Origin of the sequence: Mycobacterium sp. shizuoka-1 (assembly GCF_002723835.1) — a bacterium.
In the GTDB taxonomy this organism is placed as follows: domain Bacteria; phylum Actinomycetota; class Actinomycetes; order Mycobacteriales; family Mycobacteriaceae; genus Mycobacterium.
This window is the reverse complement of the sequence record NZ_BEWG01000029.1, coordinates 7,691-28,099: the sequence shown is the minus strand read 5'-3', so window position 1 is coordinate 28,099 and position 20,409 is coordinate 7,691. Positions and strand designations below refer to the sequence as shown.

Below are 20,409 nucleotides of genomic sequence, written 5' to 3'. Positions count from 1 at the left end.
CGTTCCATGTGGAGCGACACGCCATCGAAGCCCGTTTCTCAGGAGTCGCGTCCGGCGATCATGACGACACCGACGCAAGGAAACCTCGAACGATGAGCCACCCGCACCCGGGTAGGTCCGCAGACGACGACGCCCAACCGCGATGGGGCGGTGCGGCGCTCCTCCGGCCCGGAGTGCTGGCGTTCGCCGGATCCATCGGCGCCACCGATACCCACGCTCACCACGCCGTGCAAATCATCACGGCGGCTACGCCATTGACGGTCACCGATGAGCAGGGGGCGTCACACACGGGCACGAAAGTGGTAGTGCCTGCCGACGCGGCCCATCGAATCCGGGCCGGCGCCCAGGACGGCACGGTGGTGTTCCTGGAGCCCGAATCAGCGCCGGGACGAGCTGCGCACCTACGCGCGATCGACTCCGGATGGGCCATCAGCTCGGCGCTCGCCTCTACTGCGCGCCGACCGCTTGCCACAGTGGTCGCCGAACTGGTGGCAGACCTATCACCCGTCACGTTCGAACACGATGTGCCGGCGCGACACTCCTCGGTCGATCATGCATTGCGGTTGCTGCCAGCTCTTGTAGCAGCCGGCCCCGTGAGGGGGGCCGAACTCGCGGCACGGGTGGGCCTTTCGGCGAGCCGCTTCACTCACCTGTTCACCGCGCAGGTCGGAATCCCGCTGTGGCGCTACGTGTTGTGGTCACGGCTGAGGGTTGCGATCACCCTGGTCCAAGGCGGGGACGACCTGACTGGCGCCGCGCACGGTGCAGGCTTCGCTGACAGTGCCCACCTCACTCGCACCACCCGCGAGATGTTCGGTCTGCCGCCCTCGGTGCTGAGTCGGCACGTGTCCTGGGACCTCGACCCCAGCAGCTAGCCGAATCATTCAAGCCCTGGCCCGGCGGCTACCGCGACGATCAAGGCATGAGTACAACTTCCCCTACGGCTTCGACGTCCACCACCGCGCTCCAGGCAGTGGCCCGCTACGGCTACGTGCCGTTCATGCTGATCGGCCTCAACGGCGCGGGCATCGCCGTGGCCGCCGCGGGCGCCCCAAAATTTTGGCTGGTCGCGATTCTGGCGGTTGCGATCGCCACGGGGTTCCTGGTGGAGCGGATCATTCCGTATGACCCGGAGTGGAACCACGATCGAGCCGATGGCACACGGGACCGCATCCACGTGGCGGTCAACGAGACCCTCATTCTGGCCAGCGTCGCCGCGATCCCGCTGCTCGCGGCCATCGTCCCCGCGCCCCGGTTGTGGCCACACAGTTGGCCATTCGTCGCGCAGGTTCTTACCGCGATCCTGGTCGCCGACTTTGGCATTACCGTGGTACATCTGGCCAGCCACAAGGTCGGCGTGCTGTGGCGCTTCCACGCGGTGCACCACAGCGTCACCCGCTTCTACGGCCTCAACGGCCTGATGAAACACCCGCTGCACCAAACCGTGGAGATGACCGCCGGCGTCGTTCCCCTGATCCTGATCGGGCTGCCCGTCGATGTCGCATCAGCCCTCGCCCTGGCCGTCGCGATTCAACTGCTGCTGCAACACTCCAACGCCGAGTACCGCATCGGCCCCGCCAAGTACGTCCTGGCCCTCAACGAAGGCCACCGATTCCACCACCTCAAATGGGCCGGCATCGGTGACGTCAACTTCGGGCTGTTCACCCTGGTGTGGGATCACCTCATGCGGACCTTCTCCTATGACCCCGCCCGACGATTCGATTCCACCCAGCTGGGTATGGCTGCCAAGCCTGATTACCCCAACAGCTATCTGCGCCAAATGATCTACCCATTCACTGGACGCGGCGGGTGTGCGTCGGAGGCCACCACGACGCCGAACGGCGCCACTCAGACGTCGACCCCCGACCCGGCCTCGAAGAATCGCTGCTGACCGGCTCATCGCGTGCGGCGACAAGAAGAAGGCTGCCTCGCTGGCAGCGCCCCGGCGACGTGCGGTGGCACTGCAGATTCTCCGACTCGGCCCCGTGTTGATCAGGATTGCGCAAGCCCTTCCACGGACATATCAACGTACTTTAGTATGTGGATATGACGGAGCCGGTGGACACTTGCGATCTCCTCTGTTTGGACCTGCCGCGCGCGGAGTCCATCCGGGCCACGGTTCCAGACCCCGCCACCATTCAAGCCGCCGCCGCGGCGGCGCGCGGCCTGAGCGATGCGACCCGGTTGTCCATTGCGGCCGCACTCGCCGCCGGTGACGAGCTGTGCGTTTGCGACATGGCCTGGGTGGTCGGACTGCCGCAGGGCTTGGTCTCACACCACCTGCGCCAACTCAAGAACGCGTCGCTGGTGTCCTCGCGGCGTCAGGGCAAGTTGGTGATGTACCAGCTGACCGAGCGTGGCCGCCAGCTGACCGACTCGGTGCTCGCCAGTGCGGTCGCGCTTACGGGGAAGGAATCCGATTGTGTCTGATGCGTGCTGCGGGCCGCGCGACGACGCCGAACTCGACGCAGGTCCCGAGAAGCTTTGGCAAGTAAGAGAGTTGCAGTTCGCGGTGCTCGCGGCGGTCCTGTTGAGCGTGGGCTGGATCGTGGGGCGGTTCGGCGGCTATGAGGGTGTCGTAGAAGCCGTCGAGCTGGCGGCTGTAGCCGCCGGCGCCATCACGTTCGTGCCGGATGCGGCCCGTAACCTGCGACACGGTCGCATCGGGGTTGGCACGTTGATGACGATCGCCGCGATCGGCGCAGTCGCTCTGGGCCAATTCGCCGAGGCAGCACTGCTCGGCATCCTGTTCTCAATCGCCGAAGGGCTGGAGCACTACGCCGTCAGCCGCACCCGCCGCGGGCTTCGCTCCCTGTTGTCTCTTGTGCCGCCGAAAGCCTCGGTGCTACGGCACGGCACCGAAACAACCGTGGCCCCCGGCGAACTCGTCGTCGGTGACGTCATGGTGATCCGGCCTGGTGAACGGGCCGCCACTGATGGCACCATTCGGTCCGGTCAGACGAGCCTGGATCTGTCGGCGATCACGGGCGAGTCGCTGCCCGTCGAAGCCGGCCCCGGCAGCGACGTGTTCGCCGGTGCCATCAACGGCGGTGGAGCGATCGAGGTGGAAGTCACCGCCCTGGCCGCCGACAGCTCATTAGCGCGCATCGTGCACATCGTCGAAGAAGCCCAAGAACGTAAAGGCGCCGGTCAACGACTGGCCGACAGGATCGCCCGTCCGCTGGTGCCGGCGATCATGGCGTTGGCCGCGGCCATCGCCGCGGTTGGCGCGGTGTTCGGTGACCCGATGCTGTGGCTGGAGCGGGCGCTGGTGGTGCTGGTGGCTGCCTCACCGTGCGCGCTGGCGATCGCCGTCCCGCTGACCGTGGTCGCGGCCATCGGGGCCGCCAGCCGCCATGGCGCCCTGATCAAGGGCGGCGCCGCAGTCGAAGAACTCGGCCGCATCAAGGTCGTCGCCCTGGACAAGACCGGCACCCTCACGCGCAACCAGCCCCGCGTCATCGACGTCATCACCACCGACGACTTCAGCGACGATGATGCCTTGAGGTGGGCAGCTGCGTTGGAGACACGCAGTGAACACCCACTCGCACAAGCGATTCTGACTGCCGCCGGTGATCCGCCGATCGCCAGCGACGTGACCGCAGTGCCCGGCCATGGTCTGCATGGTGAGCTCGACGGCTACCGGCTGCGCCTCGGTAAGCCCTCCTGGGTAACGCCTGGACCACTCGCCGACGACATCGAGCGGTTGCAGGCAGCCGGCGCGACCGTGGTGGTGCTGGCCCGAGACGAACAGCCGGTCGCCGCCATCGCGGTGCGCGATGAACTTCGCCCCGAAGCCGCCGACACCGTGCGGCTGCTTACACGCCTGGGCCTCACGGTGGCGATGCTCACCGGTGACAACGCCCGCACCGCCGAAGCAGTGGCCGCCGAGGCCGGCATCACGAACGTGCACTCCGAGCTGCTTCCCGAGGACAAAGCAGCTCTACTGCGAACCATTGCACAAGGCCGCCCCATCGCCATGGTCGGCGACGGCATCAACGACGCCCCCGCGCTGGCCACCGCCGACATCGGCATCGCCATGGGCGCCATGGGCACCGACGTCGCCATCGAAACCGCCGACGTCGCCCTGATGGGTGAAGACCTTCGCCACCTACCCCAGGTACTGGCCCACTCGCGGCGTGCCCGGGGAATCATGGTGCAGAACATCGCATTCTCGCTGGCCATCATCGCCGTCCTGATACCGCTAGCCGCATTCGGTGTCCTGGGCTTGGCCACCGTGGTCCTGATCCACGAAACCGCCGAAGTACTGGTCATCCTCAACGCCATCCGCGCCGCGCGCATCGCCGCCCTCCCTGGCGTGACAACGTCGTCGCCACGATCAACGACTCATGCCATCGACATCGGCCCGGCACCCACCCTCGACGACCCCTGCTGTGGTCCCCAACGGTCGACGCCGCCCTCAGCCACCAAACTCAACTCCCCATTGGTCGCGGCAGATGTTGCACCAAACGACCACGGATGTGACTGCTGCGCTCCCGCCGGACCTCCACTGGCCGACGACCCGACCGCATCCATAAGGGCCAACCACCGATAGCCCACCACTTTCCGCACGACAGGAGTCGACTCGATGCCACGAATTGGCGAGCGTGCCCGGCGGGTCTATCGAGGTGAGATGACCGCTGCGAAATATGCGACCAGCCCCGCGGCCAGGTGGCGACATCTGGAGCGCGCACACATTGTCTCGCAACCGGATCCGTGGCTACACACCTGCAGCCACGCCGCGATGCTGAGGTTGGCGCTAGGCCAGCACGACCGCCGCGAAGCCATCGGCCAGGTCCTACGCCTGATGGTCGCCGCCCCTGGCTCACTGACCGGCCGCTATCCCGTCGGCAACACCGGCCGCGTGACGGCCGGCCTCATGACACCCATGCCCATTCCCGACGACCTCGCCGCCCTCACCAACAGATGAAACCGACGGCGCCGCTTACCAAACGCCTGCCGGAACGACCCCGCTGGGCTGTCGCGGCCGCAACGGGGATCACCGCTGTGACGCTGGGCCTGGGATGGTGGGCCTTCGACCTACTGACAATGACGATCTTCACCGCCGGATTTGCCGGCGGCCTCCTGCTGTGGCTGTTCTTCCCCGCCGGCGGGCTCTGGGCAGATGTCCGAATGCCATTCTGGATTGCGTTGAGCCTCTTCCTACTTCACCGCGTCGAAGAAAAGCAGATGGAGTTCTTCGCGTTTCTGGCGACGGTTACCGGAACCTCCAAACCCTCCGCGACATCCCTGCCAGTCCTGCTGCTCGTCGCGGTGTCGGTTGGCGCTTGGCTGCTGACACCCATCCTGATGCGCCGCAACCACCCCCTAGGTCGTTACCTGGCCTGGACATTCTTCGCCTCCATGGGTCTGACTGAACTCGCTCACTTCGCCGTCTTTCCCTGGCTGAACCCCAGCGGAATCACTGCCTACGTCCCTGGAATGTGGACAGTCCTCGCTCTTGCTCCCGTCGCATGGTGGGGCATGTGGCGACTTGTTCGCGGCTGAGGGACGGGCGTCTTGACAACCCCGAAAGCGACATGCCGAGGCTGGCGTCATCCCAGATAAGGTCGGCCGCCAGAGCGACAGAAGGAGCGGATGCGCCCCGGTGGCCGCTATGCGTTGCGGCGCTTCGATAGTCGCGGCGTGCGGCGCGAACGATCGGTGCCATAACGCGACGCGGTGCGGCACGGCTGGGATCCGCCGCGGTGCAGGCAGCGCTGCTTGGCGACCAGCCCACGCCGTGGTGAGTCTGGCCCTCACCTGGAGGGGCGTGGCTGGTGTGTCGGCTGGGGGCAGGCTGGGCGGCGGTACGTGGCCGTAGCGGGCGGTGTCGCAACACGTTGTTTACGAACTTTCCCGACGCTGCGGCGGCTGGCAGCGCGCGTAGTCTCGATGGCGTGGGGGCTCATGACAGAGAGGCGACACCGCAGGCACCGGCGGCGATGCTGGCTACTTTGGGACATCCTCCGGCTGGGGGCGAGTTTCGCTGTAGTGGTGAAGCACGGCGGGCAGCACATCTGAACGTCGCCGAGCGCACCTGAGTCTCCTAGCCCGCGCGGCCATGTGGGCCGTCATGCTGGCTTTCGTCTCGGCCACAGGAAATTTTCGTTGCGTGTTGCGCGCAATCTTCATCGAATCTTTGTCGAACCAGCACTGCAGGCTTATCGATCACCGGAAGGGTGAGTGATTGAGATGACTAGCCTGACGGATGCGGGATGGGGATGGCGAGGACAGCGCAGGTCGCAGGACATCGGAGCCGCTCCGGTAACACTGAACGAGAGACGCTATGACGAAGTCGACGATTCTCGACGTACACGGATTGAACTGGGCAAGTTCGACGGCGGTGGTGGAGGCCACTCTGCTTAGACGTCCGGGCGTGACGTCGGTCGAAGCCAATGCGGTAAATCAAACGGCGACAGTTGTTTACGACCCGACGACGACCTCGGTCGCTGACCTGGCCGGGTGGATACGTGACTGCGGCTTCCACTGCGCGGGGCGGTCGGTGCCGGACCACGTCTGCGATCCGTCCGAGCCCCATCACCACCCATCGGCCACCCTGGACGAGCAGCCAACGTCGGCTCCGTCGCCGACAGCCGGGGAGGTGCATGCGCATGAGGCCGCGCCGGCACGAACTCCGCAAGAAGCGATGGGTCACGGCGGCGGACACGCCGGCATGTCGATGGATCACATGGTCCGCGATATGCGCAACCGATTCCTAGTAGCGCTCGCGTTGTCGATCCCGATCATGCTGTGGTCGCCGATGGGCCGCGACATGTTCGGGTTCACCGTGCCTGCGCCGTTCGGGCTCCGCGATGACGTGTTCACCCTGTTGCTGAGCCTGCCGGTCGTCTTCTACTCGGCGTGGATCTTCTTCGACGGTGCCTGGCGAGCGCTACGGGCCCGCACCTTGGACATGATGGTGCTCGTTGCCGTGGCGGTCGGCGCAGGCTGGCTCTACAGCCTCGGGGTGACGCTGACCGGCGGCGGTGAGGTGTTCTATGAGGCCGCCTCGGTGCTGACGGCGTTCGTCCTGTTGGGCCACTGGTTCGAGATGCGAGCTCGCGGTGGCGCGAACGATGCAATTCGCACCCTGCTCGAGCTGGCGCCCCCGGTGGCAGTTGTGCTGCGCGACGGTGAGCCGGTGGAAACTCCCACCGCCGAGGTGGCAGTGGGTGACCTCCTGCTCATCCGCCCAGGTGCCAAGATTCCCGTCGACGGCACGGTGGCCGAGGGAACGTCAGACGTCGACGAGTCGATGGTCACCGGGGAAAGCCTGCCGGTGTCAAAGGCGCCGGACTCGAAGGTGATTGGCGCCTCGATCAACACCACCGGCACGTTGCGGGTCCTGGCTACGAAGGTCGGCTCCGACACGGTCTTGGCTCAGATCGTCGCGATGGTTCAGGAAGCGCAGAACTCCAAAGCCCCAGGGCAGCGGTTCGCCGACCGGGCAGCGTTCTGGCTGGTTCTGGTGGCGCTGATCGGCGGCACTGCCACCTTCCTAGTGTGGTGGGCGGTCGGCGCCGGTGTCCAGACCGCGTTGCTGTTCGCCATCACCGTCGTGGTCATCACCTGTCCCGATGCGCTGGGACTCGCGACTCCGACCGCGATCATGGTGGGCACCGGGTTGGGCGCCAAGCGGGGAGTGTTGTTCAAGAATGCGACCGCGCTGGAGACGTCGGCGCGCATCGATACCGTCGTCATGGACAAGACCGGCACGTTGACCAAGGGCGAGCCTGAAGTGACCGACGTCGTCGTCGACGGCATTCCAGAGGATCAAGTACTCGCCATGGTGGCTGCGGTCGAAACTGAGTCCGAGCATCCGCTGGCGGGGGCGATCGTGCGTTACGCGGCCGCGCACGGGATCGCTTCGGCGTCACTGACTGGTTTCCGTAACGTGCCCGGTCACGGAGCTGTCGCGACGGTAGATGGGCGCCGCGTTGCCGTCGGCAATCGCAAGCTGATGGTCGAGGAGGACGTCGAGTTCGGCGTGTTGATGCAACGCCGCGACGAACTCGCCGCCAGCGGACGCACGGCGGTCTTGGTAAGCGTCGACGGCCGGGGAGTCGGTGTCATCGCCTTGGCGGACGCTGTGCGCGAGACGTCTGCCGAAGCGGTGTCCGCGCTGCACGACCTCGGTGTCGAGGTGGTCATGCTCAGTGGCGACAATCAGGCCACTGCCGATCGCATCGCCGCGCAACTGGGAATCGACACGGTCATCGCCGAGGTGCTGCCAGGTGATAAGGCAGCCAAGGTCGCTGAATTGCAACGACAGGGCAAGAAGGTCGCCATGGTCGGCGACGGCGTCAACGACGCACCGGCGCTCGCCCAAGCTGATCTCGGCGTGGCGATCGGTGCAGGCACCGACGTCGCCATCGAAACCGCAGATCTGGTGTTGATGCGATCAGACCCGCTCGACGTCGCGATCGCGCTGCGGATTGGACGGGGCACGCTACGAAAGATGCGGCAGAACCTTGGATGGGCGGTCGGCTACAACGTGATCGCATTGCCCATCGCGGCTGGGGTTTTCGTACCTTCGCTCGGCTTGGTGCTGCGGCCCGAGATCGCTGCCCTCTCGATGTCAGGTTCCAGCTTCATCGTGGCCGTCAATGCGTTGATGCTGAAGAGATTGAAGCTTCCCGTACCGGCGTCAGCGGAGGCGGGCGCCAAGTCGTGACGCTCCGCGTGCCGTCGCTGTTCTGTGTTTGAGGGACTAGGCGGGTGCGGCCGCAGTCTGAAGTGAGTCGATGGCGGCCTGCATCTTTCGCGTCACTTCGTCGGCGACGTCACGCAAAGCCGGCTCTCCGGTCACCTCGACCAGTATCTGCGGGTTCATCGCCTCGACGATGACGGAGGTGTCGTCTGCACGGTCGGCTCGGACAACGACGTTGCAGGGCAGCAGCAGGCCGATTTGACGGTCCACATTCACTGCCCGGTGAGCCAATGGTGGGTTGCAGGCACCCAGAATGAGGTACTCCTCCACGTCCTCGCCCAGCTTCGCCTTGAGAGTCGCCTTCATATCGATCTCGGTCAGGACGCCAAAACCCTGCTCTGTCAGGGCGGCTCGGGTGCGCGCAACGGCGTCGGCGAACGACGTGTGCAGCGCTGTCGACAGTGCGATGGTCATGCGGTCCTCTCAATGGTCCTGTGGGGCGAACACAGCCAAGGCTGCGCCGCGGACCTCCCGACGCCAAGGGCGGTTGCCGTTCTTTATCGAATCTTCATAGAACGACTAGTCGGGCCATACCGGCGCCGCGAATGCTCGAAGACAGGTCGGGATACCCGCGCGTCAACTGGGCGCGCTGCAGCCGCATCGACCGTGAGACCCAGGAAGGGACTTGTTGTGATGAAGAGGAAGACGCTGGCCGTCGGTGCGGCCACCTTGGCGGCGCTGGTCACCGTTGGTGCATGTAGTGATACCAGCACTACGCAGGGAGATTCGTCGTCGTCGGTGTCGGCGCCCTCGTCGACATCGGCCACCGAAGCCCACAATCAGGCTGATGCCATGTTCACCCAGCACATGATCCCGCATCACCAACAGGCCATCGAGATGAGCGACATGCTGCTGGGTAAGCAGGGAATCGACCCGCGAGTGGTGGACCTGGCCAAGCAGATCAAAGCTGCTCAGGGGCCCGAGATCGAACAGATGCAGGCCTGGCTCACGCAGTGGGGCATGTCCACGATGCCGATGATGCCCGGGATGGACGGCATGCCCGGTCACAGTGGGATGCCCAGCGCCAGTGCCGCGCCCAGCGAATCCGGTACGCCGACTCAATCGATGATGCCTGGAATGCCGGGCATGCCCGGTATGGGTGATATGCCGGGGATGGAGGGCATGATGTCCGAGGAGGACATGGCCGCATTGCAAAACGCCCAGGGGGTGGAAGCCTCCAAGTTGTACCTGACGCAGATGGTCAAGCATCACGAGGGTGCAATTACTATGGCGCAGAATGAGATCAAGGACGGCCAGTTCCCCGATACGGTCGCGTTGGCACGCTCGATCGTCACCAGCCAGCAGCAGGAGATCGACACCATGAACAAGATCCTGGCCTCGTTGTAGAAGTCAGGGCATGGCTGCGTGTCGCGCGAGTCATGTTTCATGACAGCGTTGTCGAGTTCGATTAGTGGTCATGGCGGTCCGTGCGTGCGGGTAGCTCGATGGTGAAGGTGCTGCCCAGGCCTGGTCCGCGGCTGGCCGCAGTGATGCGGCCGCTGTGGGCTTCGGTGAGTGCTTTGGCGATGGCCAACCCGATCCCCGCGCCGCCGTGGCTTCGATCGCGGGCCACATCGGCGCGGTAGAAGCGTTCGAACACGTGCGGGAGGTGCTCGGCAGCGATGCCATCACCATTGTCGCGCACGGTGATGATCACTTCGCCGGGCTTTGCCGCCGCGTCGACCTCGACGCGGCCTCGCGCGGGGGTGTGGCGCAGAGCGTTGTCGAGAAGGTTCCCGATCACCTGTGCGAGGCGCAGAGGGTCTACCCACACCTCGGGCAGCGGGTTCGCGGCATCGAAGGTCAGCGCGACATCCTTCTGGGCGTATCGGTCGGCTGCGGCAGACACGGTGGTGACGATCGCGGCCTGGGGGTCGATCCACTGCGGTGTGACCGCGCCGGGACCTTCCTCGGCTTGAGCGAGCGCGGCGAAGTCATCGGAGAAGCGCACCAGCCGGCTGGCTTGATCGTTGAGCACGGCAACCGTCTCGGGGTCAAGGGTTTTCACTCCGTCCTCGACGGCCTCGATGTAGGCCTTGAGTACCGAGACGGGTGTCCTAATCTCGTGGGCGAGGTCACCGAAGAGTTGGCGCCGGGTGGTCTCGACCGATTCGAGCCGTTCGGACATCCGATTGAACGCGCGGGACAGGTTCGCGAAATCCTCCCCCAAGCGCAGCGGCGACACACGGATGTCATAGCGGCCGTCGGCGACTGCAGTGGCGGCCGATGCGACCTCGGCGATGGAGTGCTGCAGGCGACGGCTGAAGTACCAGGTCACAAACAGGGCGGTCAATGCGGCTACGCCGATCGCCACCGCGATGGAGATTGCGGTGGCGTACCGGTAGGCCTCCTCGGCGTGGAACTGTTCATTGGATGAGTGAGGAAGTCCGGCGCGGTTCAGGTGTTCTCGGAACAGCGGTGGACCGACGATGACGGCGACGACCCCGGTGGTTGCGCCGCCGGCGAGGAGCACCAAGGCTTGCGCCAGCAGGAGTCGCGCCCCGACTCCAGGACTGCGCCGCGACCTGGGTTGAATGCTCGTGTCTGTCCTCATTGGCCGCTTCCCATTCGGTATCCGACTCCGCGGACGGTGATCACGTAGCGGGGACCGGCGGGGTCATCCGACAATTTGCGGCGCAGATGTCCGATGTGGACGTCGACTAGATGTTTGTTTCCGCCCCAGGAGTCTCCCCAGACGGCCTCGAGGAGTTGGCGGCGGCTGAAGACCACGGCCGGTCGCGACGATAACGCGGCCAAGATGTCGAACTCGGTGCGGGTGAGCAGAACTGGTTCGTCGTCGATGAATACCTGTCGGCCCGCAACGTCGATGGACAACGGCCCGAAGGCCCGCGGCGGGGGTTCGTCGGCCGCGGTCGCAGCACTGGTCGGCGTTGCGACGGTGCGAGGCCGGCGCAACATGGCGCGGATCCGCGCGACCAGTTCGCGGGGACTGAAAGGTTTGGTGACATAGTCGTCGGCACCGACCGACAGGCCCACGATGGTGTCCATTTCGGTATCGCGTGCGGTCAGCATCACCACGTAGGCATCGGAGAACGTGCGAAGTTGGCGGCATACCTCCACGCCGTCGATGCCCGGCAACGCGAGGTCCAAGATGACCACGTCCGGGTCGATCTCACGGGCCTGCGCCAAGGCGTCCGCTCCGCTGTGGGCGAGGCTGACGTCAAACTGCTCGCGTCGGAGGTAGCTCGCCACGACTTCGGCCAGCGGTACCTCGTCGTCGACCACCAACGCTCGATAACCCGCAGAAGGGGTGGCCGCAGGCTTGTCCATGTCCTCATCGTGCCGCCCCGAAGGGATTCAGGAACCCGCGACCCAGGTCTTGAGCGAATCTTCATAAAACCATCGTCGATTCGCTACTCGACCGCACGAGTGTGGAACGCGAAGGAGGTGACCCCGATGACGTGGTGGAACGAAGCCGGCGCTCTGTGGGGGTGGGCTGGCTGCCTGCTGGCAATGATGATGCTGGTTGCGTTCTGGGGAGCCGTGATCGCCGCGCTGGCGGCACTGCTCGGGGGGAAGACACCGCAGCGCCGCCAGGACATTGAAATCCAGCGCGACGCTCCGTTGCCCGGCCTCACCGCCGCCGATTGCGTCGCGACGACGAACCCCCCGCAACGACCATGAACGGTCAGAGCGTCGGCACGACGATATTGACACGACGCACGTTTCTCGCGGCCACCCTCGCTGCCAGTACCGCCGCCATGGCTGCGTGCGGAAAGCCCACAAGTGTCAACCCGGCTACGGATCCGATCGGCGCCGCCGAAGCCGCGCGGCCCCACACCGGGCGCACTGTCACTGCGGCGTTGACACCTGGGCCGGCGGACATCGATCTGGGCGGACCCGTCGCCCGCACACTGGCGTACAACAACATTGTTCCCGGACCGTTGATCCGCGCCAACGTCGGCGACGAACTGGCGATTAGCGTCACCAACGGTCTGAACCACCCGTCTTCGCTGCACTGGCATGGCATCGCGCTGCGCAACGATATGGATGGGGCAACGCCGGCGACCCCGAACATCGACCCGTCCTCGAACTTCACTTACCGGTTTTCTGCGCCTCATCCCGGTACCTACTGGGCGCATCCGCACACCGGCCTCGACGCCGACTACGGACTCTACGCGCCGGTCATCATCGACGATCCGGCCGAACCGGGAGGCTACGACGCCGAGTGGATCGTGGTGCTCGATGACTGGACCGACGGCATCGGCTCCAGTCCGCAGCAGCTCTACGAGGGGCTGCGTCCCATCTCGGGAGTCGGCGGCCACTCGGGTGGCATGCCAGGCATGCCCGGCATGCCCGGCATGCCCGGCATGAGCGGAACACCTGGAATGCCAGGGGTTCCCGGTGTCGGCGGCGTGGGCGCGAGCCCGCTTCTCGGGGGCGACGCGGGTGACGTCAGCTACCCCTTCTACCTGGCGAACGGTCGTATTCCGGCGGCACCGACCACTCTCACCGCTCGCCCTGGGCAGCGGATAAGGATGCGGATCATCAACGCCGCGTCCGATACCGCTTTTCGGGTCGCGTTGGCCGGGCATCGGATGACCGTCACCCACACCGACGGCTTCCCTGTGGTGCCGACCGAGGTGGACGCGCTTCTGATCGGCATGGGTGAGCGCTATGACGTGCTCATCACCACCGGTGACGGCGTGTTCTCCTTTGTCGCTTCGGCCGAAGGGAAGAACGCGCTCGCGCGAGCCATACTGTCGACCGGTGCCGGTGCCGCACCCGATCCGACGTTCATGCCACCCGAACTGCAGCGCCGGGTCGGCACCGTCGGCGTGTTCACCGCCGCGCCCGAGGCGGTATTGGATGTCAGCAGGGCCGATGTCGCTCTGTCGGCCCGGCTTTCCGGTTCCATGGCGTCCTACGACTGGACGATCAACGGCAGACCGTTCGAAGACACCGTCCCACTGACTGTGAGGCAAGGCCAGAAGGCGACGTTGACCTTCGCCAATACCACCATGATGTGGCATCCCATGCACCTGCACGGCCACACCTTTCAAGTGATCAAGCCGGACGGGACTCCGGGCCCACGCAAGGACACCGTCATCGTTCTGCCGATGCAGGAGCTGACGGTGGCGCTCGCCGCCGACAACCCGGGCGTCTGGATGATGCACTGCCACAACACCTATCACCAGGAAGCCGGCATGATGACGAGCCTGAACTACTCGCCCTAGCCCGGTGCCGCGCCCTTCGCACGGTCAGCGGCAATGAGGCCCAAAGACCTTGAAGCGCAGTGCTCTTGACTCTGTCGGGACGAGACGCAAACCGTAAGACTGTGGCCGATCGGCCACGGATACATCAAGAGGAGGAACGGTCATGATGTTTTGGTACGACCACGACATGGGTTGGTGGGGATACGCGGGGATGGGCGTCGGGATGGTGCTGTTCTGGGGCTTGATCATCGTCGGTATCGTCGCTCTGATCAGATACACGACGGGCAGCTCACAAGCGCCACGCGGTGACGCGCCCACAGCCGAACAACTGCTAGCGGCGAGATTCGCCAGTGGCGAGATCGACGAAACGCAGTACCGCGAACGATTGGCGATTCTGCGCGAGGCTGTCCGCCGATAACTGACGCCAGCACCCAAGCCCGCGGCGGGGGAGTCCCGCGCCGCGGGCGTATTTGCTGAGCGTGAGGTGCCCAGCCTGGGGTTATGGTGCGGTGTGGGCCCTGCGGTACTCGTCGCCCCCTGGCGGCACTGTCGCAACGTGGACGTCTTCCGTCTGCCCAGGGGATGCGCTGCTGGTGAACCGGCGAAGCCGCAGGCTGTTGCTGACCACGAAGACCGAGCTGAAGGCCATTGCGGCGCCGGCGATCAGCGGATTGAGTAGGCCCAGCGCCGCTAAGGGAAGTGCGGCGACGTTGTAGGCGAAGGCCCAGAACAGGTTTCCCTTGATGGTCCGCAGGGTTGACCGGGCCAATCGAATGGCGTCGGCGGCTGCGCGCAGATCACCACGTACCAGTGTCAGGTCGGATGCCTCGATGGCGACGTCGGATCCGGTGCCCATCGCCAGGCCCAGATCGGCCTGTACCAGTGCGGCGGCATCGTTGACGCCGTCGCCGACCATGGCGACGGTTCGCCCCTGCGCTTGCAGGCTTTTGATGGTGTCGACTTTGCCGGCAGGGAGGACCTCGGCGATCACGTCGTCGGCGTCGATACCGACCTCTGCGGCGACTGCGAGGGCGGCGCGCCGATTGTCGCCGGTCAGCAGAAACGGACGTAGGCCGAGCTTGCGGAATTGGCCGATGGCGTCCGCGGAGGTGCGCTTCACCGTGTCGGCCACGACGATCACGCCGCGCACCGCCCCGTCCCACGCCACCCACACTGGGGTGTGGCCCTGGGACTCAGCGTGTTCGGCGGCGGAGGCGAGGTCGTCGGGGGCTGTCAGCGACCAGTCGTCATTAAGCCAGCTGAGCCGTCCAACCAGGACCGCATGGCCGGCGACGACGCCGCTGACGCCGTAGCCGTTGTGGTTGGAGAAGTCTTCGACCGCTGGCAACGCGCCGCCGGCGGAGGCCGAAGCGGCGATCGCTTCCGCGATGGGGTGTTGAGACGCGCTCTCCAAGGCTCCCGCGAACTCGAGGAGCTCGTCGGAGTTCTGGCCTGCGCCCGGGTACACCCCCACGAGACTCATGCGGCCGGTGGTGACGGTTCCGGTCTTGTCGAGCACGATGGTGTCGACCCGGCGGGTGGACTCGAGCACCTGCGGCCCTTTGATCAGGATGCCCAGTTGGGCGCCGCGGCCGGTGCCGACCATGAGGGCCGTGGGGGTGGCCAGACCGAGCGCGCACGGGCAGGCGATGATCAGGACGGCGACCGCCGCGGTGAACGCGACTGTCGCCGAATGGCCGGTGAGCAGCCAGACAGCCAGCGTTGCCACCGACAGCGCCAGGACGATGGGCACGAAGACCGCCGAGACCCGGTCGGCCAGGCGCTGTACCGATGCCTTGCCGTTCTGGGCGTCTTCGACCAGGCGCGCCATCTGCGCGAGTTGGGTGTCGGCGCCGATTCGGGTGGCGCGGACGAGCAGTCGCCCACCGGCGTTGACGGTGGCACCGGTGACGTGGTCGCCGGGACGGACCTCGACGGGCACGGATTCCCCGGTGAGCATCGATGCGTCGACCGCTGATGCGCCGTCGGTCACCACCCCGTCGGTGGCGATCTTCTCACCCGGTCGCACCACGAACACGTCTCCGACGCTAAGTTCTGCTGTTGGAATGCGGATTTCGGTACCGTTGCGCACGACGGCGACGTCTTTGGCGCCCATGTCGAGCAGGGCCCGCAGCGCGGCACCGGATCGTGTCTTGGCGCGCGCCTCGAAGTAGCGGCCGGCCAGAATGAACACCGTCACCGCGGCGGCGACTTCGAGGTAGATGTGCTCGGTCTCGGAACCCGCGTCGGGTAGCAGACTGAAGGCCATCCTCATCCCCGGCATGCCGGCGTGTCCGATGAACAGCGCCCACAGTGACCACAGGTACGCGGCGCTGACGCCCAGTGAGATCAGGGTGTCCATCGTGGCGGCGCGGTGACGGGCGTTGGCCCAGGCTGCGCGATGAAACGGCAGGGCGCCCCACACCACGACGGGAGAGGCCAAGGTCAGCGCGAGCCATTGCCAGTTGGTGAATTGCAGCGCGGGGATCATCGACATCGCGATCACGGGCACCGTCAGCACCAGGGAGATCAGCAATCGGCTCCGCAAGGAGTCGGCTTCGCCCGCGTCCCGGCCGGAATCGGTCGGGGCCGCGTCGTTCGGCGCCGCGGGGGCGGTTGCGGTGTAGCCGGTCGCTTCCACCGCGGCGATCAACACTGCCGGATCGACGGAGTTGGGGTAGTCCACCTTGGCCTTTTCGGTCGCGTAGTTGACGCTGGCCTCGACCCCATCGATCTTGTTCAGTTTCTTTTCGATCCGGGCTGCACACGATGCACAGGTCATCCCGCCGATCGACAACTCGATGCTGTGGGGTTGATCGACACCGACGACGTGATTCGGCAGGCTCATGCTCTGTCCTTTGGTTCGGGTACGGCGCAGGGTCGAAGCGCTAGCGAGGTTGATCGTTGGATAGGCGGTAGTCGCCGGCCTCATCGAGTGCGGAGGTGATCTGCGCTGTGGTCAGTGGTGTGTCGCTGGAAACCGTCACTGTGGATATGCCGCCGGCAACCAGATCGACATGAACGTCGGTGACACCGGCGAGTGCACCGAGTTCTGCGCTCACCGCGGCGACGCAGTGGCTGCAGGTCATGCCGGTCACGGAGTAGGACTTGGTGGTTGTGGTGGTGCTCATGGCGTTCTCCTCGAGCGTTGCTGGTGGGCGTGTGTCCGAGGACCTCGGTGCGCAGCAACTGCAGCCCGAGGAGGTGGACGGGACCAGGGGCAGGGTGACGATGAGCTGTCGGGTCATTTCTGTCCACTTTCGCTTGCGGGATGGGCGGTTTCGGATGTGTGCTCAGGAGCGGACGAGCCGCGCGATTGCTGCCGAGGCTTCATTGATCTTCTGCTCGGCCATGTCGCCGCCCTGGTGGATTGCGTCACGGACGCAGTGGGACAGATGTTCGTCTAGAAGCGACAACGCCACCGACTCCAACGCTTTGGTTGCCGCCGATATCTGGGTGAGCACGTCAATGCAGTAGGCGTCCTCGTCGACCATGCGCGCAAGGCCGCGGACCTGCCCCTCGATTCTGCGCAGTCGCTTGAGATGTGCGTCCTTCGAGGCTGTATACCCGGGTGTCGCCGTATCCATGACTCCTCCTCCCTAATACCCCATAGGGGTATAAGAAGCAATATACCCCTATGGGGTATCAATCTGTCAAGGGGCCAACGTCACCAGAAGTGCGACGGATACCTCAGCTGCATAACCGGGCCCGCCCGCGTGGGCGTCGAGGGTGTGCAATTCAGCGCGCCGACTGGCCCTCCCGCGTGCGGCGCATCAGCCCGCCGCATGATCATCAAGCCGACCCGCCCCGTTGCTCATGGGTTCCCGCGCGGGTCGATTACTTTGGCCGCACCTGATTCCATGTGATTCCTGAGCTGCCAGATGTTGGAGCCGACCATGTAGGTGTTGATCGCAGGATCTGGTGTGATCTTCAAGAAGCAGATTCGCGTTTCGCCGCGGCGGTAAGACTCTTCGTAAGCCTTGAGGATTCGGCGGCCTATCCAGAACTGGCGGAAGGCATCCCGCCCTTCGTCGTCAGTCCAGTCGAGGATCTTCGCGTGTCCGCTCAACTGGAGGGTTGCTGGTGGGAGGAACCACAGGAGCCGCCTCGGCAGCGGAACCACGAGCGAGACCCGCGGATGCCGCACGACATTGCGCGCCTTCTTCAGGTGCCGGCGGGTCATAACGAAGATGGAGATGGCACCGCCGAGCTCAGACACGCGGTAGTTGACTCCCGCTGAGCACGGTTTGCCCTCTTCGTCAGTCGTCGAAAGTACCGCAAACGTTCGCTTCCGTAGATGGCCGAGAACCAGCTCGAACGTGACAGGGTGATCCTTCACCATGACGCCCGGCGACTCGGTGACCGACGAAGCGCGGTATTCATGTGCACCCGCCGACCCATGTGTTCCGGGACTTGTTGGAAAGAGCCCGTGGCGTGGACGCCGGGGTGCTTACAGGGACGAGGCACCTGCCAGGCCCACTCCCGGAAGGTCACGACACCACCGCCACCAGCGTCGCCACGATCCAGAGTGCCGCCGCAGCGGAAAGCAGCCACCGAAATGTCGAGTGCAGCGCGAAATTTACCAACGCCATGACCCCACTCGACGATGCGCCGGCGACCGCCAGTACCGCCACTGCCGACGACTCGGCATTACGAATGTCGGTGGCTGCCAGGTAGATGGTGAGTGTCCTGGTAGCCACTGCGTATCCGCCGAGGACGATGAACACCAGACGCAGCCACTCACGCAGGCTCGGTACGGCAGCATCGATCTCGCCCGCGGTGCGGCGTAGATAGCGCAAGTCCTCGGGCAGCAGTGCAGGCCGGGCCAACAGAAAGAACCCGCCAATCCCGACGAGGATCGCGCCACCGACGCCGAACAGCCATGCGGCGGCGATCATCAGGTCGACTTCCCGCCGCGGGTGAGGACCACTGAGGCCACGATCAATAGCCCACCCAGCCAGACGAACCCAGTTAGTAATGGCCAGGTTTCGTCGAAACGTGAGGTGAGACTGGTATCGAATAGCAACCTGGTCACGCCGTACCCGGGAAGAAACTGGGCCCACTCCTGAGGTATAGGGCGGAGCATCGGACTTTGGATGATTCCCAGATCGAGAAAAGGGATCAAGAATGCGACGAACACCCCCGCGACCTTGCCCAGCAGTGGCCCGATGACTACACCGATCAGGGCGTAGATGGCGGCGATCAGCAGGTTGGCGGCAATGTAGCCCGGCCACTGCCTGGCGTCGAAGACGGTCGCGGTAACCCCCATGGTGGCCGCCGTGATGACGATGGCGGCTACGGCGACCACGCCCAATCGGGCAGCCAGCACCACGCCAGTGCGGTAGCCGGCCAGCCGCAGGCGTCGGTCCCCGCCGGCAGCATCGACCACTACGAACATCCCAACCAGTGCAGCCAGCGCACCGATGCCGATCGGGGCCATCGCTCCGGCGTGTACCTCGGGAAACCAGAACGACTGGTTTGAAACGGCGCCGTTCTCGGTGACCGACACCATTAGAGATCGCCCCGGCGTGGTCACCTTCGCCAGCAGCACGAACGCCGCCGGCACAATAACTAGCAGCACCAGCAGCACGCCGTTTCGCCGCAGATCGACCAGACCGAACCTCAGCGCAGTCGGTAACTGGCCGGCCGTGCGCTGACGCCGTCGCGCGGTGCGAGAACCCGCCGCCACCAACGCGCCGGCCACAGCAAGAGCGCCGAGCATCCAAACCGAGGCGAGGCCGAGATCGCCGAGCCGTCCAGCGTGGTGCGAGGGCGTGTCGACCATCCACAACGTGACGAAGTGAGTGGGAAACCAGCGAGTGAACACGTAATCGCCGCCGCTGCCGGCAGGCCCGACGAACACGTCGATCATCCAGATCAACAAGATGATCACCGCACCGTTGACCGGATTGGCAACCGCTATCCCTACTAGCGCACCGATCGCCAGGTAGATGACCGAGAACATCAGCGTACCGACGATCACCCGGACCGGATGGTCGATACCGACACGCACGGCCAACGCGGCGAGCGCCACTCCCGAGACGAGTCCCGCCATGAGCAGACCGGTGCCGGCCCGGGCAGCGAGCAACCGCGCCGCTGGTAAGCCGACCAGTTGCAACCGCTTGTCCGCGCGTCGCGCCGAGCGGATCTGGAAGTACATTGCGAGCCCCGACAGGAAGCCAGCTGCCCAGCCGGCGGTCGCCGTTTGGGTTGCGATGCCGGGTCGTCCCCGTAACAGTTCCATCGCGTCGGCGATCGAACCGGCCGCGACCAGCACGAACACGAGCGGCACCAGGACCAGCATGATCAGGTTCACCGGGTTGCGAACATAGTCGGCGATGAAGCTGCGGGTCAGCAGCAGCGTCGGCCGCCACTGCTCATGGGCTGCGGTCGTCACTGGGGACCCCCTGCCCTCCGTACTGTCCCTCGCATAGCCGCCCGTCACACAGCTTGACGATGCGATCGAAGCGGTGCTCGTCAGCGACGAAGTGGCTAATGATCAGCACCGACCGTCCGTCG

At 65.4% G+C, this 20,409-nt stretch carries 20 protein-coding genes and 1 pseudogene; 11 read left to right on the top strand and 10 right to left on the bottom strand.

Annotation, left to right across the window (positions count from 1 at the left end; translation table 11 throughout):
* Window positions 1–92: 92 nt before the first annotated feature.
* The 7 genes from MSZK_RS10235 to MSZK_RS10205 all read left to right on the top strand — a co-directional run bounded on the left by MSZK_RS10235 (window position 93) and on the right by MSZK_RS10205 (window position 8,677).
* Window positions 93–875, top strand: a complete 783-nt coding sequence (locus MSZK_RS10235; protein ID WP_011767885.1) for an AraC family transcriptional regulator — start codon at window positions 93–95, stop codon at window positions 873–875.
* 47 nt (window positions 876–922) lie between these two features.
* The gene (locus MSZK_RS10230; RefSeq protein ID WP_011767886.1) at window positions 923–1,891 is read left to right on the top strand and encodes a sterol desaturase family protein; all 969 of its coding nucleotides are present in this window, start codon (window positions 923–925) and stop codon (window positions 1,889–1,891) included.
* A 155-nt stretch (window positions 1,892–2,046) separates the two neighbouring features.
* The gene (locus tag MSZK_RS10225; protein ID WP_011767887.1) at window positions 2,047–2,430 is read left to right on the top strand and encodes a metalloregulator ArsR/SmtB family transcription factor; all 384 of its coding nucleotides are present in this window, start codon (window positions 2,047–2,049) and stop codon (window positions 2,428–2,430) included.
* Window positions 2,423–4,555, top strand: a complete 2,133-nt coding sequence (locus MSZK_RS10220; RefSeq protein WP_011767888.1) for a cation-translocating P-type ATPase — start codon at window positions 2,423–2,425, stop codon at window positions 4,553–4,555. Before MSZK_RS10225 ends, MSZK_RS10220 begins: the two co-directional genes overlap by 8 nt.
* Window positions 4,556–4,588: 33 nt before the next feature.
* Entirely contained in the window at window positions 4,589–4,930 is a 342-nt protein-coding gene (locus MSZK_RS10215) for a DUF3703 domain-containing protein (RefSeq protein WP_011767889.1), read from the top strand.
* A 77-nt stretch (window positions 4,931–5,007) separates the two neighbouring features.
* Window positions 5,008–5,508 (top strand): hypothetical protein, encoded by a 501-nt coding sequence (locus MSZK_RS10210; protein ID WP_011767890.1) that lies wholly within the window; start codon window positions 5,008–5,010, stop codon window positions 5,506–5,508.
* 781 nt (window positions 5,509–6,289) lie between these two features.
* Window positions 6,290–8,677 carry a cation-translocating P-type ATPase gene (locus MSZK_RS10205; protein ID WP_011896108.1) on the top strand — a complete coding sequence of 796 codons (2,388 nt, stop codon included), beginning with the start codon at window positions 6,290–6,292 and terminating at the stop codon, window positions 8,675–8,677.
* 36 nt (window positions 8,678–8,713) lie between these two features.
* Here the strand turns inward: MSZK_RS10205 and MSZK_RS10200 are convergent, their stop codons facing one another.
* Complete coding sequence (locus MSZK_RS10200) at window positions 8,714–9,127, bottom strand: DUF302 domain-containing protein (protein ID WP_011896107.1); 414 nt, start codon at window positions 9,125–9,127, stop codon at window positions 8,714–8,716.
* 219 nt (window positions 9,128–9,346) lie between these two features.
* On the opposite strand from MSZK_RS10200, the gene MSZK_RS10195 reads away from it, so the two are divergent.
* Window positions 9,347–10,060 (top strand): DUF305 domain-containing protein, encoded by a 714-nt coding sequence (locus tag MSZK_RS10195; RefSeq protein ID WP_011767893.1) that lies wholly within the window; start codon window positions 9,347–9,349, stop codon window positions 10,058–10,060.
* A 61-nt stretch (window positions 10,061–10,121) separates the two neighbouring features.
* Here MSZK_RS10195 and MSZK_RS10190 read toward each other — a convergent pair whose 3' ends face one another.
* Together MSZK_RS10190 and MSZK_RS10185 are read right to left on the bottom strand one after the other, a co-directional pair.
* On the bottom strand, window positions 10,122–11,267 hold the full coding sequence (locus tag MSZK_RS10190) for a cell wall metabolism sensor histidine kinase WalK (RefSeq protein ID WP_011767894.1): 1,146 nt from the start codon (window positions 11,265–11,267) through the stop codon (window positions 10,122–10,124).
* The gene (locus tag MSZK_RS10185) at window positions 11,264–12,004 is read right to left on the bottom strand and encodes a response regulator transcription factor (RefSeq protein WP_011767895.1); all 741 of its coding nucleotides are present in this window, start codon (window positions 12,002–12,004) and stop codon (window positions 11,264–11,266) included. The genes MSZK_RS10190 and MSZK_RS10185 overlap by 4 nt, the downstream gene beginning before the upstream one ends.
* A 126-nt stretch (window positions 12,005–12,130) precedes the next feature.
* Between MSZK_RS10185 and MSZK_RS10180 the strand changes: the two genes are divergently transcribed.
* The 3 genes from MSZK_RS10180 (at window position 12,131) to MSZK_RS10170 (ending at window position 14,308) form a co-directional block, all read left to right on the top strand.
* The gene (locus MSZK_RS10180) at window positions 12,131–12,358 is read left to right on the top strand and encodes a hypothetical protein (protein WP_041322078.1); all 228 of its coding nucleotides are present in this window, start codon (window positions 12,131–12,133) and stop codon (window positions 12,356–12,358) included.
* Entirely contained in the window at window positions 12,355–13,911 is a 1,557-nt protein-coding gene (locus MSZK_RS10175) for a multicopper oxidase family protein (protein ID WP_011767897.1), read from the top strand. The genes MSZK_RS10180 and MSZK_RS10175 overlap by 4 nt, the downstream gene beginning before the upstream one ends.
* 142 nt (window positions 13,912–14,053) lie before the next feature.
* Window positions 14,054–14,308: an SHOCT domain-containing protein gene (locus MSZK_RS10170; protein WP_011767898.1), complete on the top strand. Its 255-nt coding sequence runs from the start codon at window positions 14,054–14,056 to the stop codon at window positions 14,306–14,308.
* Between the two features lie 81 nt (window positions 14,309–14,389).
* Here MSZK_RS10170 and MSZK_RS10165 read toward each other — a convergent pair whose 3' ends face one another.
* From MSZK_RS10165 to MSZK_RS32885, 7 genes and pseudogenes are all read right to left on the bottom strand, one after another.
* Window positions 14,390–16,738, bottom strand: a complete 2,349-nt coding sequence (locus MSZK_RS10165; RefSeq protein WP_011767899.1) for a cation-translocating P-type ATPase — start codon at window positions 16,736–16,738, stop codon at window positions 14,390–14,392.
* Between the two features lie 40 nt (window positions 16,739–16,778).
* On the bottom strand, window positions 16,779–17,021 hold the full coding sequence (locus MSZK_RS10160; protein WP_011767900.1) for a heavy-metal-associated domain-containing protein: 243 nt from the start codon (window positions 17,019–17,021) through the stop codon (window positions 16,779–16,781).
* 162 nt (window positions 17,022–17,183) lie between these two features.
* Window positions 17,184–17,477 carry a metal-sensitive transcriptional regulator gene (locus MSZK_RS10155; protein WP_011767901.1) on the bottom strand — a complete coding sequence of 98 codons (294 nt, stop codon included), beginning with the start codon at window positions 17,475–17,477 and terminating at the stop codon, window positions 17,184–17,186.
* A gap of 227 nt (window positions 17,478–17,704) precedes the next feature.
* Window positions 17,705–18,232: a pyridoxamine 5'-phosphate oxidase family protein gene (locus MSZK_RS10150; RefSeq protein ID WP_011767902.1), complete on the bottom strand. Its 528-nt coding sequence runs from the start codon at window positions 18,230–18,232 to the stop codon at window positions 17,705–17,707.
* A 148-nt stretch (window positions 18,233–18,380) separates the two neighbouring features.
* Entirely contained in the window at window positions 18,381–18,788 is a 408-nt protein-coding gene (locus MSZK_RS10145) for a hypothetical protein (protein ID WP_011767903.1), read from the bottom strand.
* Window positions 18,788–20,287 (bottom strand): ABC transporter permease, encoded by a 1,500-nt coding sequence (locus MSZK_RS10140; RefSeq protein WP_011767904.1) that lies wholly within the window; start codon window positions 20,285–20,287, stop codon window positions 18,788–18,790. Before MSZK_RS10140 ends, MSZK_RS10145 begins: the two co-directional genes overlap by 1 nt.
* A pseudogene (locus tag MSZK_RS32885) lies at window positions 20,268–20,409 on the bottom strand (ABC transporter ATP-binding protein); the annotation flags it as partial. The gene MSZK_RS10140 and the pseudogene MSZK_RS32885, both read right to left, overlap by 20 nt.

Coding starts and splice junctions, on each gene's coding strand:
- MSZK_RS10195 (WP_011767893.1), top strand. CDS start 9,347: ATGAAGAGGAAGACGCTGGCCGTCGGTGCGGCCACCTTGGCGGCGCTG.
- MSZK_RS10180 (WP_041322078.1), top strand. CDS start 12,131: ATGACGTGGTGGAACGAAGCCGGCGCTCTGTGGGGGTGGGCTGGCTGC.
- MSZK_RS10155 (WP_011767901.1), bottom strand. CDS start 17,477: ATGGATACGGCGACACCCGGGTATACAGCCTCGAAGGACGCACATCTC.
- MSZK_RS10225 (WP_011767887.1), top strand. CDS start 2,047: ATGACGGAGCCGGTGGACACTTGCGATCTCCTCTGTTTGGACCTGCCG.
- MSZK_RS10200 (WP_011896107.1), bottom strand. CDS start 9,127: ATGACCATCGCACTGTCGACAGCGCTGCACACGTCGTTCGCCGACGCC.
- MSZK_RS10175 (WP_011767897.1), top strand. CDS start 12,355: ATGAACGGTCAGAGCGTCGGCACGACGATATTGACACGACGCACGTTT.
- MSZK_RS10185 (WP_011767895.1), bottom strand. CDS start 12,004: ATGGACAAGCCTGCGGCCACCCCTTCTGCGGGTTATCGAGCGTTGGTG.
- MSZK_RS10230 (WP_011767886.1), top strand. CDS start 923: ATGAGTACAACTTCCCCTACGGCTTCGACGTCCACCACCGCGCTCCAG.
- MSZK_RS10150 (WP_011767902.1), bottom strand. CDS start 18,232: ATGGTGAAGGATCACCCTGTCACGTTCGAGCTGGTTCTCGGCCATCTA.
- MSZK_RS10145 (WP_011767903.1), bottom strand. CDS start 18,788: ATGATCGCCGCCGCATGGCTGTTCGGCGTCGGTGGCGCGATCCTCGTC.
- MSZK_RS10215 (WP_011767889.1), top strand. CDS start 4,589: ATGCCACGAATTGGCGAGCGTGCCCGGCGGGTCTATCGAGGTGAGATG.
- MSZK_RS10160 (WP_011767900.1), bottom strand. CDS start 17,021: ATGAGCACCACCACAACCACCAAGTCCTACTCCGTGACCGGCATGACC.
- MSZK_RS10205 (WP_011896108.1), top strand. CDS start 6,290: ATGACGAAGTCGACGATTCTCGACGTACACGGATTGAACTGGGCAAGT.
- MSZK_RS10170 (WP_011767898.1), top strand. CDS start 14,054: ATGATGTTTTGGTACGACCACGACATGGGTTGGTGGGGATACGCGGGG.
- MSZK_RS10235 (WP_011767885.1), top strand. CDS start 93: ATGAGCCACCCGCACCCGGGTAGGTCCGCAGACGACGACGCCCAACCG.
- MSZK_RS10165 (WP_011767899.1), bottom strand. CDS start 16,738: ATGAGCCTGCCGAATCACGTCGTCGGTGTCGATCAACCCCACAGCATC.
- MSZK_RS10190 (WP_011767894.1), bottom strand. CDS start 11,267: ATGAGGACAGACACGAGCATTCAACCCAGGTCGCGGCGCAGTCCTGGA.